Raw genomic sequence first — 14747 nt, 5'->3', positions numbered from 1 at the left:
CTAAACACAAATCCATGCTGCCTGCTTACCAAACTGAAAAATTTCGTCTCTCCGCCAGCCCCGGTACGGCCGATGGCTACCCTGTTACCATCGACAAAGGTCGATTCTTTGCCTCCACGGGCGGGGGCTTCCCTATTCCCTGGGGCCATTTCCTGACCAATGGTTGGGGCGGGGCCGCCATTGGCTGGGGCGTGGGCAACGAACTGCAGCCCGCCCCCGACAGCATGGAAATCCGCTGGTTTTCCTACACCGAGGATCAATTCTGGGAGGGCAAGTTTCTCCTGCCTCAGCAGCGCATTTATGCCCTACTCAAGCAAGGAATTTGGAATGCTGAGCAACAGAAACAGCTCACGTATTCGGGGCTAAGCGTATCCGTACTGCCTACAGGAGGCGTGGTGGTCTGGCTTGATGGGGAAGGACAGCAAGTGTTGATTGGGCGCTACCAGGCGCACAAAGTGGATTACGACTACGCCCGCCACCGGCCCAAGGTGGACCGCGCCGCCGATGTGCGCAACACGCGCGCCGAGCTTAGCCCCGAGGTACAGCGTGAAATAGCTACCGGCACGCTCAGCGCTAAAAAGTGGGACGAGTACCTGCGCCACTACCGCTGGCAGCTGGCTTTTAGCCAGCCTCTCACGCTCACGCGCTACGGCATTAGCTACTTTAGCGCTGAGCGCACGGGCCTGCCTGACTCCCCCGACATCCAGGCCCACCTGCAGCGCCTGCTTTCGGCCACCGATAAGGCCGTGCCCAAGACAGCCATGCTCTATGTGCGCGGGGCCTATGGCCGCCAGCGCCTACTAAAAGTATCGCCCTTCGACGAGCAGCAGACCCTGGCCGCGTTCCGTACCCTGCACGCCCAACATCCGCAGGAGACCCTGACTCTGTACGTGGATGTCAATGAGCAGCTCGACAAAGCCAGTCTCTCCTTGCGCGCCGGTGCCCACCACCTGCCCCTGGACAAAACCAAAGTCCAGTTTTTCGACCTTTAACCCGGCGCACGTAATTTTTTGTCGCCACTATCGGCGCCGCCTTTATTCTTTCCTCTTTCCCTATTTATCACGCTGGCTATGGATACTGGCTTCGATCATCTGATGAATACGCCCCAAACGGCTATCGGGAAAGGCGTAGTGGGCGAACCGCCTCCCGCCCCGCCCGGCAAAGAAGGCCTGGAAATTAAATTGTGCCTATTCTTCGACGGTACGCTCAACAACCGGAATAACACCAACGTGCGCCTGGGGCAGCCAACCATGGAAGCCCAGGAAAGCATTTTGAAGACAATGGGTTCCGACAGCAGCTACGGCAACTATTACTCCAACGTGGCTATTTTGGAGTACCTGAATAAGCGTAATGACATTACCCGGCACGAAGTATCATATTACGTTGAAGGGATAGGAACGGAAGACTTTAATGCTGAGCAAGCCCTGGCAGATGAAACCAATGGCCGCGACGTGCGGCAGGGCTACGCTTTTGGCTCAGGTACTACTGGCATTACCGCAAAAGTTACCAAAGGCATTAACGAAGCCAGAGCACGAATCAATAAAGCCTATAACAATCAGGAGCAGTACATCAAGAAAATAACTGTCGATGTATTCGGGTTCAGCCGGGGAGCGGCAGCGGCCCGGCATTTTGTATCAGAGCGTAAAAGACTGAAAGAAGACTGGCTGGGCCAGAGTGACCCGGAACTAGTCATCAATTATGTTGGGATATTCGATACAGTTTCTTCTTTTGAAGAGGGAGGCAGCGACTTGCTGGGGGTAATGGGCAACGGCATACGCGGCAAAGTCGAGGGTATTTTTGATGACGACGTCAAGCAATTAGGCCTGAACATGGGTGAGGTGCCCAACAAAGTAGTGCACCTCACAGCCGGCGACGAGTTCCGCGAGAACTTCTCCCTCACCAACATCAACTCTTCCCTCGACGCAAGCAAGGGCATCGAGCTGGAGCTGCCAGGGGTTCACTCCGATATTGGGGGTAGCTATCCTGAGCATGGGCAGGAAGAGATACGGCGCATCCGCAGCGCCGCCGAGAAGCAGCAGCTTATTGCTGGGGGCTGGTACCGCCCCGAGCAGTTCCGGCCGGCTTATTCGGCCCAGACGCCCGCCATAGCCGGCCGCGGAGTTACGGTGATGGGCAAGCGCATCCCGATTACGCCCAGCATCGAGTCGCGCCAGCTTACCGTCTGGGAAGACGGCGTACGCCCGCTCACCAATGGCTATCAGTTTGTATCCCTCGCCCTCATGCTGGACCTGGCCGAGCGCCACAGCCAGAAATTAGCCTCCGAATTCTCTCCGGCTACCGGGCGCTTTGCTACCTACGAAGTGCCCGCGCCCCTGCAGCCCCTGAGCAGCAACTACCAAAACCAGGCCCAACAACTAGAGGGAGCCGGTAAGAAAGGTATCATTCGCTGCCCCGGTCCGCAACTGCACTGGCTACGCAACAACTACCTGCACCGCTCAGCCCGCTCCCTTACGGAGTGGAAAATTGGGATGGGACCGGCCCCAGAAAATACCCGAACTATCATCGATGATCGTAAGCTGGTAGATAAGCCCAGTGTACGGGCTGGTAATACCGCCAGCGGGGCCGCCCGACGAGTCAACGAAACGGTAAGCGGCGCCCTCGATCGGGCCCGAAAAGCGCTTTCCTGGTAGTATTTTCCAGGAATGACAGCTTTTTGAAGAACACAAAAAAGCCCCCGCAACAGAAGTTGCGGGGGCTTTTCAGCTTACTGGGAAAGTGGTTACACCCACTTGTTATCCAGCACAGCGCCGTTGGCGTTGATTTTGTTGGCCGAAATGGTCAGGCTCAGGGTCATAGAAGTGTTGGTGTCAGCACCACGAGCATCGAAGTGCTCGGCGTAGCTTACGCAGTAGGCTTCCTCGAAGGAAATTTCCTTCAGGGTTGAGTCCTGATCAATGCGCTTGAAGGTGATTTTGCCGCTTTCGCGCTTGTAAGGATCCAGCATCCAGCTCGTCAGCGAAGCGCTGTCGGTTGAAACAATTGTCACTTTAATAGTGCCGCCCTGCACCTTTGACGAAGGACGTCCTTTGTCATCGATGGCTTGATCGAAGGAGTAGCTGCAGCTTACTACTTCGCAGTCACCGCTGCCAGCGGCGTTAAAGAATGCACTGAATGAGGCCATAATAAAATGCGTAAGGGGTTAAAAATGAAAGGAAGGAAATGAAAATACTGTACTATGTTACTGCTATTTAGCTTGAGCAGAAGCCACTAGACCGCTGGCTATTGCTGCTTGTATTCAGCGTTCCAGTCGCGGCCGGGGTCATTCGGGTCGTCGCCTTTGGTGCCATCGAGCGACACCAGGAAGGTTTTGGCCGGGAAGTAAGGCACCATGTGGATGTCGAGCAGGATGCGGTCCTTCTGGTTGGGGTCACGCTCAAACTTCTTGATGGAGAACTTCTCAATCAGCTTACCAGGGCCGGCAATGCCATCGAGGAAGCGCACTACCTGGCTCTGGATATCCATGCGCATGTTGTGGTCCCAGTTCTCGAAAGCGCGGCGGTTCAGGAAGTCAATCAGCACCTTGGTCACGTAGTCGAACACCCGCACCACGGAGTAGGTCTGCAGGCCGATATTATCGCCGTTGAACAGAGTTTTGGCAGAGAAAGCCATAACCCGGCCGTACTCGTTTACCATGGGCACCAGGCCCAGCTTTTCGAGGTTGGCAATCTCGCTTTTACGGAGCGGGAATCGCACGCCATCCACCTCGTTCAGGGTACCGTGTTTGCGCCCAGCCGTTACCTGGGAAGCCAGGGTGCTGTAGATGCGCCCAGCCAACGCCGAAGAAGGCGGCACGAACAGGTCTTCCTCCTCGCCTACCTCCTCTAGCTTACCCCGGCCTACCAGCCAGTTACAAGCCATGATGATGTTAGACTTGTGTGCTTCCGCGCCCGTGAGGTTGGCTTCCTCAAACAGCTCAATTACGTCGTCGGGGGTATCGTAGTGCTCAAAATCGGTGACCATCATCACCTTGTTTTTGTGCGCAATCTTGGCCCACTTATCAATTACCTTGTTGGAGCCCAGGTAGCCCGGTACCACCAGCAGTGAGTAGTTGTCGCGCAGGTCGAGGCGGTCGTAATTCTGTTCCAGCTCATTGGACACCGCATCAATGAAGGTGGTATTGTCCAGATCCTGCAGCTGGTCTTTGTCCGCATTCAGGATGGAAATGTTCTTCACCTCGTCCTGATCGGTGTTGCGGTAGAAGAGCGCCACTGAACGGTACGACTGCTCCATATCGTGCGTGGCCTCAATGGCCTTGCGCAGGTTATCCGTCAGCTGGTTGGAAGAAGACTCTACCTGCTCCTCGCATTGCTGCACGGCGTCGGCTACGGAATCGGCCTTGCTCAGCATCTCGTGCCAGAGGGCCAGGCGCTTTTTCAGCTGCTGGCGGTCGGCCTTTTTGCTGTCTTCCGTCAGGAAAATCTTTTTGCGGGCCTTCTTCTCGGGGTTGAGGTTGGAAGCACCATCGATGGTAGTTTCCAGCAAATCGAAACCACCAAATTTGGCTAAAGCCTGGGCGTTTTCTTCAAGACGAGGGGCAAGCTCCCGCTCCCGTGAGGGGGTAGCAGAAGAAGCGTTTTGTTCGGTTGCCATAGAGGGGAATTTCTATCGGAGGATGAGCGAATAGGGCGAGCGGATACAAAAAATCCGGGCCGACTACTCCAGCTCGCTGATCATGGCCTGAATGGCCGCCAGGAAGGCTGCCTTGGTTTCAGGAGTTTCCAGCGCCGATTTCAGGATCTTATTGGATTTTAGCTGGCGTAGCAGCTTCTGCAGATCGTCAGTCTGCGTGCTCAGGTCCTGCAGAAAATTACTCTGGTTGATGATGCCTTTCTTGCCGAAGTCGCCCAGCGACTCAAACTGCAAGTTCTCCGTGACGGTAGTGCCATCTTCCCGATCAAACTCTACCTCTACGGAGGGCTTGAAGTGGGCAAATACGGCTTCGGGGGTACGCAGGCCTTCTACAATCTGGGCGCGCAGGGGCGGATCGGAGGTGAGCTTTTGCACCAGCAGGGTGCGGTTGAGTGGAATATCTGAAATGGACTCCTGGGCGCCATCCTGCTTCCGCTCCTGCCCTCCTATTCCGTAATTGAACATACGTTGTATTATTTAAGCTAAACCAACCTGTATCAATGTATTGGCAAAAAGCTTTACGTGCTTTTCCGGCCGTAAGGTACAGGAATTTGAAAAACTACCTAAAATAAAACACACAAATCTCAATTAAATAATATGCAAAATCCTATATGCTAGCCTATTGGCAAGGTGCTATTGCGTAAAAGAAAAACCATGTATTTACATCGAATTAATCGCCAATACGGATATTCTCCTACCTTACCGCGCCGGTTATATTCTGGCCACTGGCCTTGCCTGCTTTGAGGCCGATCTATCTTTCCTTTTATCCTGCTTTCTAGTAATGGCTTACACTGATGAGTTAAAGCGGGCGTTGCATATCGCCCAGGCCGTAGCCCACGAGTACCGGCACGAATACTACGCCGCCTCTCACCTATTTACGGCCCTGCTCCACAATGAAATAGGGTTGGCTTCGTGGCTGGCAGTGGAGCTGGGCAAGGATATTCACTACCTGCGCGAATGGGCCGAAGTGCGCCTGGAAAGCCTGCCGAAAGCCGTGCGCCCCCCGGAGTTGCCCGGCGCCGACAAAGAAATAAAGGCCATTCTGGAAGTAGCTGACTTAGTAGCCCTGCAGCTCTCCAAAGAAGAAACGGACCCACTGTGCGCCCTGTCCGCTGTGCTGCGGCCGGGCCTGGTGTACACGCCAGAGCAGCTAAAATCCCTACCCCTCACCCAGCGCGAAGTGATGGAAGCGGCCGAGCCGGCCAGCTTGCAGCCGGTAGCCGTAGGCACTGATGGACAGGCTACTGCCCCCCTATCCGACCGCAACCCCACCGGCAAAGCCGGTGCCCTGGCCACATACTGCATCAATAAAACAACTCAGGCAGAAAGCGGTAAGCTGGACCCCATTGTAGGGCGCGACCGGGAAACGCGGCAAATGGCCGAAATTCTGGGGCGGCGCACCAAGCCCAACGTCCTGTTGGTAGGCGAGCCGGGGGTAGGAAAATCGGCGCTGGTGGAAGGGTTTGCCCAGCAGATTGTGCAGAAGAAAGTACCGGGCCACCTGCAGCAAGTAGAGCTGTTCGAGCTAGACCTGGGCACGCTGGTAGCAGGCGCTTCGTACAAAGGCGAGGTGGAGGACCGCATTAAAAGCGTGCTCAGCGAAATCAAGCAGTACCACCGGGCCATTCTCTTCATCGACGAAATTCATGTGCTGCTTGACCCCAAAGGCTCGGCGGGCGCGGGCATAGCCCAACTGCTGAAACCGGAGCTAGCCCGCGGCGAAATCACCGTAATCGGGGCTACTACCAATGACGAGTACCGCCAATACATTGAGGCCGATGAGGCCTTCAACCGCCGTTTCGATGTGCTACGGGTAGAAGAGCCGAGCATCGTGGTGGCCGAGCGCATGGTGGAAAGTGTGCTACCCTACTACGCCGCTCACCACGGCCTGCAGGTAGGCGAAGGCACGGTGGGCGAGGCCGTGCGCCTAGCCAAACGCTACCTCAAAGACCGGCAACTACCCGATTCGGCTATTGACCTGGTGGACCGCACCATGGCCGCCATCCGGATGCTGGACGAGCACGCCAGTGCCGAGCTGCTGCAGCTACAGCAGGATTTTGAGACGCTGGTTGGTCGGCAGACGGAGCTGACAGCAGCCGACTACCTGAAAGAGCTGCGCTGGTTTCTGTATCAGGTTCAGAACCAGGTTAGCCACCTGTGGCTCAACCAGCTTGATCAGGAACAGCAGCCCGAGGCTTTGGAAACTGCTGAAGCCCTGGAAGCCTATGTGCGGGAATTGCTGGAAGCCGTGGTAAACCTTTCGGGCACCAAGAAGGACCGGGTGGAGCGTACCGATATTGCCGCCGTTGTATCGGGCAAAACGGGTATTCCGCTGGGCAAGCTGCAAAGCAACGAGCGGGACAAGCTGCTGAACATGGACCAAACCCTGCAGCAGCGCGTAGTGGGCCAGAACCACGCCGTGAAAGCATTGTGCGAGGCCATTCTGGAGTCGCGCTCCGGCCTCACGAAGGCCGGGCAGCCCATTGGTTCTTTCTTCCTGCTGGGCCCTACCGGCACGGGCAAAACCGAGCTGGCTAAGTCTTTGGCCGACTTCCTGTTCAACGACGAGTCCTTCCTGATTCGCTTTGATATGTCGGAATTCAAAGAAGAACACTCGGCGGCCCTGCTGTACGGAGCGCCTCCCGGCTACGTGGGCTACGAGGAAGGCGGTTTGCTGGTCAATAAAATCCGGGAGAAGCCTTACTCGGTGGTGCTCTTCGATGAAATTGAGAAGGCCCACAGTTCGGTGTTCGACATCTTCCTGCAGATTCTGGATGAAGGCCGCCTGCACGACCGGTTGGGGCGGGAAGGCGACTTTTCCAATGCCGTCATCCTGTTCACCTCCAACATTGGTAGTGAGCAGATTATCCAGTCGTTCGGGGCGGGCCAGATACCGGCTACCAGCACGCTCATGGAAACCATGAGCCGCTACTTCCGCCCCGAGTTTCTGGCCCGCCTCACGGAAATTGTGCCCTTCGCGCCTATTTCAGAGGAAACGTGGTCCAGATCTTCGACATTCACCTGCGTCCCCTGCAGGAGCAGCTCAAGCGCCAGGGCATTACGCTGGAGCTTACGCCCGAAGCCCGCAGCTACCTGGCCCTGCTGGGCTTTACGCCGCGCTACGGAGCCCGGCCCATCAAAGGGGTTATTCGGCAGCAGCTCCGCCGCCCCATTTCCCGGATGATTATTGCCGGCGAGGTAGGCAAAGGCTCCGTCATATCACTTGATAAGCTGCCGGACGCCGAGGACCTGACCTGGCACATGGAAGCTACCAAAGAGCTAGCTGAGCAACCAGACGTAGCTGCGCCAATCGGTTAGCCTGGTGGCTGCCATTACCGGAGGTAAGCTCTTGGCTTGAAGCATTTAATTACCACCGCCTTTTCCTACAAAGCGAAATCAGCCGTCGGACCACCGTTTTTATAACGGCTCGGCGGCTGATTTCGCTTGTTGCCTGTAGCTGAGTTTACTACCCCGCCGCAGGCAGTAAACTCACCTCGTAGGGCAGGTTCATGGCCGATTGGCTGGCTAGTAGCACCTGCAGCTCGTGGGCGGTGCGCTGCCACTCCGGCCCCGACATGCGGCTGGTGGCTGCGGGCGTCAACTGCACCCGAATGCAACGCACAAAACCCGCCGTGGGCGAGCCGCCCGTGCGAAATCCTTTCTCGATGTGCACCTGGCCGAGTTGGCTGCCCAGCTCGGCCCAGCAAGCAGCCCGAATGTCTTCCAGCGTTACGATGCGGTTGCGGCTGAGCAGGTTTCTCCGCAGGGCAAAAACCCGCTCCTCAGGCCGCGGCCGTTCCCGCCCCCCGGTGGTGGTAGTCACCAGCTGCACGGCATCAATGTAGTGCCCGTCGAAAACCTGTAGAAGGCTGCCGCTGGGAATGCGGTTGCCGGCCTCCCCGTCGCTCGACCAATATTCCAGGTACACGCTGTCGTTGGCGTCGCGAGGGCGAAGCATAACATAAGGAGCCGGGTCGCCGGTTTGCTCGATGTCGGCTTGGCCCATCCGCTCTTCCAGGCGGGCTAGACTTTGGTTAAGCTCCCGCAGGGTGTTAGCCACGAAATCAGTGCCCGTGGCCGTGAAGGCACGGCTTTCGTCGCGGAGCAGCTCCAGCAGCTCCAGCAGAGCCTCCTTACCCGAGCGCGCATCAAACCGGCCCGCCCCGTACCGCAGGGTGTAGGTGTCGGTGTCGTGCTCGTTGAGCGTGGTGAGGGTAGTAGAGCGGAATACTACGTTGCGCAGGCTATAAATCTCCTTGATGGCCAGAAATGCTTCCTCGGAAGCCAACGGGAAGATGTTCAGGGCGGGCTGCAGACGGAATAGCTGCTTGTTGAGCCGGCGGTTCAGCACCGGAAAGCAGTTGACTCCGCAGGTAACGGTTGCCAGCGCCTCGGGGGGTAGGGCGTGCGAGAAGCGCACCTCCAGCCAGATCAGCGGTTGCGCCAGCGTTTCCAGCACTTCCGGGGCGAAGCGAGCGGCCAGGGCCGCCGGAAAAGCCTCGCGCAGATAAAACTGCAGCTCGGTACTAGGGCCCGACTGCACCCGCACAAAGCCCGGAGCATACAGCTGCCGGACCTGTTCTTCTACCCGCTGCAGAAAATCGTACTCCTGGTGCAGCAGCGGCTCCGCATCAAGATTGCCCGCCCGCAGGCCTTGGGCTACGCTGAGAGGGAGCCCACCTAGTAGCCACGTTTCGCCGGGCAGGTAGCTTAAGTAGGCTTCGCGCCGGGGTTCGTTCAGCCAGTCGAAGTAAAAGGTCAGGTCGGCCAGGGATGCTACCTCGGGGTTCAGCTCCAACCCTATCCACAGCCGGCGGTACTCGGCGGGCTCGGGGCGAATAGCTGCCGCTAAGGGCCGTTTCTGGCCTACCTGCTCCACACGCCACACCTGGTCGTCGGTGGCGAGGTAGCGCACGGCTCCATCCACTAAGCGGGTATTCTGCAAAGGCGAAAAGAAGGTGGCCGAAGCACTGGCCGAGCGCCCCAGCACGGGCCGCTGAAAAGCGAATTGCGCGTCGGCAGGCAGTTGCAATACGGGCTCCCGGGGAGAGGCCTGAGCCACGGCGTGGGCGGGGCGGGGCGCATCTATCACGTCGGGGTTCAGCAGGCCTGCCAGGCGCTCTACCAGCCGGTACTGCGTGTTGTTGATTTCCTGCCCGATTTTCTCCAGCTCTACGGCGCAGGCTTCCAGCAGCAGTTGCACCAGGGGGTCAAAGCCATCCAGATCTGCCTCGCTGTAGCCCCACATTTCGGCCGCTTTCTGGGTCAGGCGACTTTTAATTCCGGCTTTGGTAAAATCCTCGGATGGGTGCATAACTAGCAGGTAGCAAACTAAAAGCAGCGCTTTTTCTATACAACGGAGAGCGGCGCCACAAACAGGCTGGCCCGGAAAGCAAAGGGCTCGTTGGTGCGGCGCAATACGGCGCGCACGGTTACCTCCAGCCTTTTCCGGATGCGCTGGTTGACGCCTTTCATCTCAAAATCTTCAATACCCACGAGCACCTTTACTTGCTCCAGGCGCGGCTCGCGGGCGGCCACCATTTGCTCCACGGAGCGCTGCACATTGTCTTTCCAGCGCATGTTGGTCATGGCTTCGAAATCCTGCTGCCACACCACGCAGCCAAAGGCCGGGTCAAACCTCGACTCGCCGAAGTGGGTGGTCAGCATCAGGTACAGGTGCTGGGCAATAGACTCCTGCACCGAGCAGCGCGTCAGGGGCTGCCGCTGCAGCAGCTCTTCGAAATTCAGCGGCAGGCGGTAATACTCATTGCTCATGCGCGGTAGTTCTGGGGGTAGCAGCCGGTAGGATCGGGCCGGCTATTTATAACCAAAAATGCCTCGCTTGCGGCCCAGCTCTTTGTCAATGGAGTCAATCATTTTCTCCACGCTGGCCTTCATGTCTTCGGAGCTGGGGTTCTGCAGAATAGCCACAAACCCTTTGCGCGACTGTTCCAGCATTTCTTTGCGCTGCTCTTTGCTCATGCCCGCCGAGCGCAGGCGCAAACAGTCGGCATTGGCAAAGTTTACCTGATCTGAGAGCAAGGCTACTTGCGTGATGCTTTCCTGCAGGCGGCGCTGCAGGTCGGCCGCGCGGGCACTACCCCCACCGCCACCGCCGGAGCCTCCTCCCCCGCCCCCACTGCTCATCATAGCAGGCGCGGGACGGTTGGCAGCAGCGGCCTGGTAGGTAGCCAGGAGCTGCTTGGTTTGCGCCAGCTCAGCGGCCATTTCCTCCTTGCCCGACACGTCAATGCCCTTTTTGTCCAGGGACTGGCGCAGGAAATCAACGGTACTGCGGTTGCTGCGGAACAGGTCGAAGTCGCGCAGGATGTTGTGAGCCAGGCGCTTGTTGGTCAGAAACTGCATCTGGGTGGAGTCGCGGCGCAACTCACTCAGGGTTACGGCAATAGCATTGAGGTAGTCCTGGGTGCGCTTGTTCAGGTCGCCCACTACCAGGTCGTTGCTTTCCGTGCGCAGCTGGCGGTCGGTCAATTCAATGCGCTGCAGGTGCGAGGTCAGCGTATCCAGCTGCACCAGTAGCTTGTGCTGCTCGTCGCGGGTACGCTCCAGCTCCCGCTTCAGCTTTTGATTTTCTTCGGCAATGGAGCCATCGGAGAACAGGTAGTAGGAGGCTACCAGGGGCAGGGCCAGGGCCAGCACGTAAAACAGCGTGAATTTCCAGAGGCGGGTATTGCGTTCGGCGTGGTTGAGGGGTTTCATGCGAGGGGGCAGGATAACGGGCCAGAGAGCTTAGAAGGGGTTCCACCGCGAAACGGGCTTCTCCGGCGCAACGGCCGGGGCCACGGGGTTTTCGTTGATGAAGGTTTTCCAGCCTTCCTTGTTCTTACCGATGTACTCCAGCTGGGTGAGCTGACGGAAAATAGCGGCCAGCAGCTGCCAGAGCGACAGGTGCTGAGCCAAGTGCTCGTGCACGCGGTGGTGGTCGTAGCGCATGGTTACTACCCCCTGCAGGGCGTTCAACAGGATGGCCGGCACCGTTTCCGACCACTGCTCTATGTATTTCAGCAACTCCTCCCGCTCGGCTTCCGTCAGGCACTCTAGGGTTGTTTTTATCTGCTTGCCCATGCGCATCAGGGCATCCAGCAAGTAGATGGGCGGCTGCTCGGCGGCACTCAGCGAGAAGCTGGTCAGGTGTTGAGCCAACGCAAACACGGTGCGCTCGGCCAGGAAATGCACATGCTCGCTGAGGGCGCTTTTCTTATCGGCGCGCAGCTTCACTTTATGAATGACCTTGAAGGCATCCGTTTCCACCTCCTGCAGCACATGCTCCAATTGGTGCAGCCAATTTAGTAAATCTGGGTGGCTGGATAGCGCCGTGCTGGGCGGAATGTAGCCCGCCAATACGCGTAGCGTTCCTTCGGCGTAGAGCAGCTCCCCCACCACCAGATGAAAAGAGCTGACCGCCGACGTATTCACCTGCTGGGTAGGCACAATACTGAGCTGGTACTCCGGGCGGGTATAGGGGTGCCGGGGCGGCACCTCCTCCACGGCCGGCTGCCCCATGGGCACCCGCACGTAGGGGTTTACAGATACTACTATGCTGAAACGCAGCTGCTCCGTGGCAGTCAGGTTAAACTCCTGGAGCACCTGAGCCAGGCTGGTGTGCAGGGTCAGAGGTTCGTTGGCGCTTGTAATTTCAATGCGGGCTCCGCCGGCCGTAACAGCCCGGCAGTATAGTAACCGGGCCTGAATTTCCTGCTGCTGGTTTACATTCAGCAGTAGTTCCAGGGAAGGCAGCCCGTGCCCGTCGGTGGGGAGCAGGCCGTAGCGGTGGGCGCTCAGGCCCACGGCGGTAGCGTCGCGGAGGTGCTCGGTGGTAAACTGTTCAAGCTCGGTGAAATGACGGCGGGATATTTTCATCCCATCAACCCAGTTCACGGGGTAGTGCTTGATTTCGGGTAGCATAGTAAAAACAGAAAGGAAGGATAGAGAGCGGCGCAAGTTAGGCAAGCGGCTGCGGAACCAAGCCGAACCTAGTGGGGCACGCGCCGGGCCACGATAATGTCGCCCTGCTTCAGGAAGTTGTCGCGGAAGCTGTAGTCGGGGTCAAGGTAGCGGCGGGGCTTCCACCAGGCCTGCTTGGCGTAGAAAACCCACCCGAACGGCTGCCCCTGCTCGTCCAAATACTGCAAGGACTGATCGGGCTTCAGCACATTGTAGTCGGTCAGGAAGATGTGAAACAGGTCGCCCAGGTGCATTTCATACGGCGCCTTCGACGAAAAATCGTGGTAAAGCGACTCCCCAAAGCGCCGCGACATCCAGAAGTGCAGCACCATAAAATTGCTCAGGTCCATGCGCGCCAAGTCGGGGCCCTGCGCGTTGGTCTGGTAGTGCCAGAGCTTGTAGTACTTCATCGGAATCCGGTTCCAGGCCCGGTATGCCTCGTGGAAGAAGTATGGAATGACGGCGGTCAGCGTGGCCATGACATAGGCCGTAGGCGGGGTGCGGTCTTCCAGGTTGGGCATCCATACCAACAGGGCCATACCCAGGGCCCCGGCCATCCAGGCCAGCACCGTCATGACGGTACCGTGCGCCCAGTTGTCCTCGTCAAACCAGGCAAGCCAGCGCCGCTGGGCAAACAGGTGGAGCGTGCCCACCAGCAAAGACGCGGCCTGCACCAGCAGGAAGGTGATTTTGTAAGAAAACGGGCTGTACACAGCACCCGCGCCAATCAAAGCGAATAGGAGCAGGCTGCTGAGCAGATACAGAAAAACGCTGATGAAGGTAGGGTTCTGCTGCAGGCTCGAGCGTGCATTCGAAAGCAGATTGCCTGCCGCGCTGCGGGCCTGTGCTTGAGGGTTAATATTCAGCATTTGCGCTACTATGGGTAATCACAAGGATGAGGCCGGGGAGAAAGCCGGCGCGGAAAGAATGCCGCCCGAACTTCTGGCCGATTGCATAATATTGACGACCTGAAAGCCTGATTAACGTACTCCGCTTACCTGAGTTAAGAGAATCGGAGCGTTGGTTCCGGCTTTTTCAGTACTAGCCAATCGATTGTAAGTTGTCAGAAAAAAGATAGTATGCCAAACCCCAGCGCGGATGTATTTCATTTTGATACCCGATTGATTCGTGCCGCCCTACCCCCTGCTTCGGCTCCAACTGCTACACCCGTGGCCCTCCTGCAGCAGCTGCGTCGCCAAGGGTTTGATCTGCGCCTGGAGGTAGTGCTTGGCGATTTGCTGGCCCATGGTTACCGCTTCAATGACTTTATTATCCGGCCGGTGAGCCTGTTTGCCCGCCGCTACCGGGCTGATATTGGTACAGTAAGCGAGGAGCAGGCCGAGCGGTGGCAAGACCCTAAAACCGTGGTGGAGGTACACCGCGAAGGCCTCTACGACGCCTTACCTCAGCAGCTATTCCACCAGCCCGGTAACCCCAACCAGCAGGGTGTGCGGAGCATGATAGAGGACATTCAGGCCCAACGTCGCCGGGAAAAATCCACGCGCCGCTTTTTCGCGCCTTTCGAGCAGGAGTTCTACCGCTTCCGGGTGCTGCTGGAAGAAGAAGAGCGGCATTACATGACCAGTATATCGGGGCAGTGGTACAACGAGGTACTGGCGCGCTTCTGGGAACTGGACCGCCAACTGCCCGCCCAGCATATTGCTACCCTGCTCTACCTGCTCCCCCTGGCTCACCGGATTGTGGGCGACCTGCCCCGCACTCAACAAGTCTTTGAAAGCATTCTGGGCGTGGCCGTGCGCCTGCGCCCAATAGCCCCCCTGCATTTCGCCCCCGAAGCCTTACCTGCGGCTTCAACGAGCCAGGGCGCGGCCCTCGGCTTTGGCGAGCTGGGCCGCGACTTCGTGCTAAGCGGGGGCTACCAGGAAACCCTGCCGGCGCTGGAAATTCGCTTGCTTCACCTCTCGACCTTTGAACTGGAGGTGTACTTAGATACTACCTCCTGGCAGTCGCGGGCACTGGACCTGCTGTGCCGGTATTTTATTGCCTTTGAAACCGACGTGGTGATGCGCTACGAAATGGCTCCTAGCAGCGAATCCTTCGTCCTGTCTGATACCGGCGAAACGGCCGTACTAGGCTACACTACCGCCGGGTTGTAACAGAAAGCCTCATAA

At 57.9% G+C, this 14747-nt stretch carries 12 protein-coding genes and 1 pseudogene; 5 read left to right on the top strand and 8 right to left on the bottom strand.

The genetic code is table 11. From position 1 onward, the window contains the following. Nucleotides 1-14 precede the first annotated feature (14 nt). Nucleotides 15-992 (top strand): DUF2931 family protein, encoded by a 978-nt coding sequence (locus FGZ14_RS04595; RefSeq protein ID WP_219601056.1) that lies wholly within the window; start codon nt 15-17, stop codon nt 990-992. A gap of 78 nt (nt 993-1070) precedes the next feature. After that, a complete protein-coding gene (locus tag FGZ14_RS04590) occupies nt 1071-2651 on the top strand; it encodes a phospholipase effector Tle1 domain-containing protein (protein ID WP_139921676.1) in 1581 nt (526 codons plus the stop codon). An 89-nt stretch (nt 2652-2740) separates the two neighbouring features. On the opposite strand, the gene tssD is transcribed toward FGZ14_RS04590, so the two are convergent. The 3 genes from tssD to FGZ14_RS04575 all read right to left on the bottom strand — a co-directional run bounded on the left by tssD (nt 2741) and on the right by FGZ14_RS04575 (nt 5115). Then, nucleotides 2741-3142 (bottom strand): type VI secretion system tube protein TssD, encoded by a 402-nt coding sequence (tssD, locus tag FGZ14_RS04585; RefSeq protein ID WP_073287881.1) that lies wholly within the window; start codon nt 3140-3142, stop codon nt 2741-2743. Between the two features lie 98 nt (nt 3143-3240). Next, the gene (locus tag FGZ14_RS04580; RefSeq protein ID WP_139921674.1) at nt 3241-4611 is read right to left on the bottom strand and encodes a DUF5458 family protein; all 1371 of its coding nucleotides are present in this window, start codon (nt 4609-4611) and stop codon (nt 3241-3243) included. A 63-nt stretch (nt 4612-4674) separates the two neighbouring features. Continuing rightward, entirely contained in the window at nt 4675-5115 is a 441-nt protein-coding gene (locus FGZ14_RS04575) for a type VI secretion system contractile sheath small subunit (protein WP_139921672.1), read from the bottom strand. A 316-nt stretch (nt 5116-5431) separates the two neighbouring features. Between FGZ14_RS04575 and FGZ14_RS04570 the strand changes: the two are divergent. After that, nucleotides 5432-7558, top strand: a pseudogene (locus tag FGZ14_RS04570) (ATP-dependent Clp protease ATP-binding subunit); the annotation flags it as partial. 89 nt (nt 7559-7647) lie between these two features. After that, nucleotides 7648-7968 (top strand): hypothetical protein, encoded by a 321-nt coding sequence (locus FGZ14_RS22220; protein ID WP_308217167.1) that lies wholly within the window; start codon nt 7648-7650, stop codon nt 7966-7968. 148 nt (nt 7969-8116) lie between these two features. Here the strand turns inward: FGZ14_RS22220 and FGZ14_RS04565 are convergent, their stop codons facing one another. The 5 genes from FGZ14_RS04565 to FGZ14_RS04545 form a co-directional block, all read right to left on the bottom strand. After that, nucleotides 8117-9964, bottom strand: coding sequence for a type VI secretion system baseplate subunit TssF (locus FGZ14_RS04565; protein ID WP_139921670.1), 1848 nt, complete (start codon nt 9962-9964; stop codon nt 8117-8119). Between the two features lie 35 nt (nt 9965-9999). Next, a complete protein-coding gene (locus tag FGZ14_RS04560; protein WP_139921667.1) occupies nt 10000-10425 on the bottom strand; it encodes a GPW/gp25 family protein in 426 nt (141 codons plus the stop codon). A gap of 42 nt (nt 10426-10467) precedes the next feature. Then, the gene (locus tag FGZ14_RS04555) at nt 10468-11370 is read right to left on the bottom strand and encodes a hypothetical protein (protein WP_139921665.1); all 903 of its coding nucleotides are present in this window, start codon (nt 11368-11370) and stop codon (nt 10468-10470) included. A 30-nt stretch (nt 11371-11400) separates the two neighbouring features. Next, nucleotides 11401-12576 (bottom strand): hypothetical protein, encoded by a 1176-nt coding sequence (locus tag FGZ14_RS04550; RefSeq protein ID WP_139921663.1) that lies wholly within the window; start codon nt 12574-12576, stop codon nt 11401-11403. Between the two features lie 68 nt (nt 12577-12644). Continuing rightward, a complete protein-coding gene (locus FGZ14_RS04545; protein ID WP_139921660.1) occupies nt 12645-13484 on the bottom strand; it encodes a TssN family type VI secretion system protein in 840 nt (279 codons plus the stop codon). A gap of 252 nt (nt 13485-13736) precedes the next feature. Here FGZ14_RS04545 and FGZ14_RS04540 point away from each other — a divergent pair, with 252 nt between their 5' ends. Further along, the gene (locus FGZ14_RS04540; protein WP_139921658.1) at nt 13737-14732 is read left to right on the top strand and encodes a hypothetical protein; all 996 of its coding nucleotides are present in this window, start codon (nt 13737-13739) and stop codon (nt 14730-14732) included. The last annotated feature ends 15 nt before the right edge of the window (nt 14733-14747 follow it).

The organism is Hymenobacter sp. DG01, from assembly GCF_006352025.1.
In the GTDB taxonomy this organism is placed as follows: domain Bacteria; phylum Bacteroidota; class Bacteroidia; order Cytophagales; family Hymenobacteraceae; genus Hymenobacter.
The sequence above is the reverse complement of the archived record's forward strand: the minus strand, read 5'-3'. Positions and strand labels throughout refer to the sequence as shown.

What these genes read in the sequence shown, in the direction of transcription:
- FGZ14_RS04595 (WP_219601056.1), top strand. Translation starts at nt 15, where the DNA reads ATGCTGCCTGCTTACCAAACTGAAAAATTTCGTCTCTCCGCCAGCCCC.
- FGZ14_RS04590 (WP_139921676.1), top strand. Translation starts at nt 1,071, where the DNA reads ATGGATACTGGCTTCGATCATCTGATGAATACGCCCCAAACGGCTATC.
- tssD (WP_073287881.1), bottom strand. Translation starts at nt 3,142, where the DNA reads ATGGCCTCATTCAGTGCATTCTTTAACGCCGCTGGCAGCGGTGACTGC.
- FGZ14_RS04580 (WP_139921674.1), bottom strand. Translation starts at nt 4,611, where the DNA reads ATGGCAACCGAACAAAACGCTTCTTCTGCTACCCCCTCACGGGAGCGG.
- FGZ14_RS04575 (WP_139921672.1), bottom strand. Translation starts at nt 5,115, where the DNA reads ATGTTCAATTACGGAATAGGAGGGCAGGAGCGGAAGCAGGATGGCGCC.
- FGZ14_RS04565 (WP_139921670.1), bottom strand. Translation starts at nt 9,964, where the DNA reads ATGCACCCATCCGAGGATTTTACCAAAGCCGGAATTAAAAGTCGCCTG.
- FGZ14_RS04560 (WP_139921667.1), bottom strand. Translation starts at nt 10,425, where the DNA reads ATGAGCAATGAGTATTACCGCCTGCCGCTGAATTTCGAAGAGCTGCTG.
- FGZ14_RS04555 (WP_139921665.1), bottom strand. Translation starts at nt 11,370, where the DNA reads ATGAAACCCCTCAACCACGCCGAACGCAATACCCGCCTCTGGAAATTC.
- FGZ14_RS04550 (WP_139921663.1), bottom strand. Translation starts at nt 12,576, where the DNA reads ATGCTACCCGAAATCAAGCACTACCCCGTGAACTGGGTTGATGGGATG.
- FGZ14_RS04545 (WP_139921660.1), bottom strand. Translation starts at nt 13,484, where the DNA reads ATGCTGAATATTAACCCTCAAGCACAGGCCCGCAGCGCGGCAGGCAAT.